The following is a 1,503-nucleotide window of genomic DNA, read 5'->3' as shown; positions in this document are numbered from 1 at the left end:
GTCCAGGACGGCACCTGACCGGGTCGGCGCACACCCACCAGGGCCGCACCTGACCGGGGGCGGCGCACACCCGCTTCGGGCACGCCCGCGTCGGGCACGCCCGCGTCGGGCACCTGACCGGGGGTGGCGCCCACCGGGGCCGCACCTGACCGGGTCGGCGCTCACCCGGGTCGGCGCCCACCCGGGCCGGGCATCCCCGTCGGCGTGCGTGCCACCCTGTGCTCATGCTCATCGCCCGTTCCGCCGCCCTCTTCCTTCTCGCCGCCGTCTTCGAGATCGGCGGCGCCTGGCTCGTGTGGCAGGGCGTGCGTGAGCACAAGGGCTGGGTCTGGATCGGTGCCGGAGTCATCGCACTCGGCGTGTACGGGTTCGTGGCCACGCTTCAGCCGGACGCCGAGTTCGGCCGCATCCTCGCCGCGTACGGCGGGGTCTTCGTCGCGGGCTCCCTCGCCTGGGGCATGGCCGCCGACGGCTACCGTCCCGACCGCTGGGACGTCACCGGCGCGCTGATCTGCCTCGCGGGCATGGCCGTGATCATGTACGCGCCCCGGGACTCGTGATGACGCAGGCGCCCCCGGGACTCGTGATCACGTACGCGCCGCGAGGTCGCTGAGCCGCACACATATCCTGGCGGCAGMYCAGCACGCACCGCCCAGCACGCACCGCCCGCCCCGCACCGCCCAGCACGCCGAGCCCAAGGAGCGCCCCATGACCGCCGCAGCCAACCGCATCGCGATCGTCACCGGCGCGAGCAGCGGCATCGGTGCCGCCACCGCGCGCGGGCTCGCCGAAGCGGGCTACCGCGTCGTCCTGACCGCCCGCCGCAAGGACCGCATCGAGGCGCTCGCCGCCGAGCTGACCGAGGCGGGGCAGGAGGCCACCGCGTACGCGCTCGACGTCACGGACCGCGCCGCCGTGGACACCTTCGCCACGGCGTTCAAGAAGATCGCGGTCCTGGTGAACAACGCGGGTGGCGCGCTCGGCGCCGACACCATCGCCAAGGGCGACCCCGCCGACTGGCGCCAGATGTACGAGACGAACGTCATCGGCACGCTGAACGTCACGCAGGCGCTGCTCCCCGCCCTCACCGCGAGCGGCGACGGCACGGTCGTGGTCCTCTCCTCGACGGCGGGCCACGGCACGTACGAGGGCGGCGGTGGCTATGTCGCCGCCAAGCACGCCGAGCACGTCCTCGCCGAGACCCTCCGCCTGGAGATCGTCGGCACCCCGGTCCGCGTGATCGAGGTCGCGCCCGGCATGGTGAAGACGGAGGAGTTCGCGCTGACCCGCTTCGGCGGCGACTCCGAGAAGGCCGCGAAGGTCTACGCCGGGGTGGCCGAGCCGCTCACGGCCGACGACGTGGCGGAGACGATCACCTGGGCGGTCACCCGCCCGCCGCACGTCAACATCGACCTCCTGGTCGTACGCCCGCGCGCCCAGGCGTCCAACACGAAGGTCCACCGGGAGTCGTGACGATGACGCTCCCCGGCGACGACCCCGGCA

Annotated in this window: 2 protein-coding genes; both read left to right on the top strand. The window is 73.8% G+C overall.

From position 1 onward, the window contains the following. Positions 1-224 precede the first annotated feature (224 nt). Positions 225-560, top strand: coding sequence for a YnfA family protein (locus AB8Z36_RS40675; RefSeq protein ID WP_369218371.1), 336 nt, complete (start codon positions 225-227; stop codon positions 558-560). Positions 561-708: 148 nt separating this feature from the next. Further along, positions 709-1,473 (top strand): SDR family NAD(P)-dependent oxidoreductase, encoded by a 765-nt coding sequence (locus tag AB8Z36_RS40670; protein ID WP_369218370.1) that lies wholly within the window; start codon positions 709-711, stop codon positions 1,471-1,473. The last annotated feature ends 30 nt before the right edge of the window (positions 1,474-1,503 follow it).

The organism is Streptomyces flavofungini, from assembly GCF_041028215.1.
Lineage (GTDB): Bacteria > Actinomycetota > Actinomycetes > Streptomycetales > Streptomycetaceae > Streptomyces > Streptomyces flavofungini_B.
Note: the sequence above shows the minus strand (reverse complement) of the source record. Positions and strands in the feature narration are given on the sequence as shown.

What these genes read in the sequence shown, in the direction of transcription:
- AB8Z36_RS40675 (WP_369218371.1), top strand. Translation starts at nt 225, where the DNA reads ATGCTCATCGCCCGTTCCGCCGCCCTCTTCCTTCTCGCCGCCGTCTTC.
- AB8Z36_RS40670 (WP_369218370.1), top strand. Translation starts at nt 709, where the DNA reads ATGACCGCCGCAGCCAACCGCATCGCGATCGTCACCGGCGCGAGCAGC.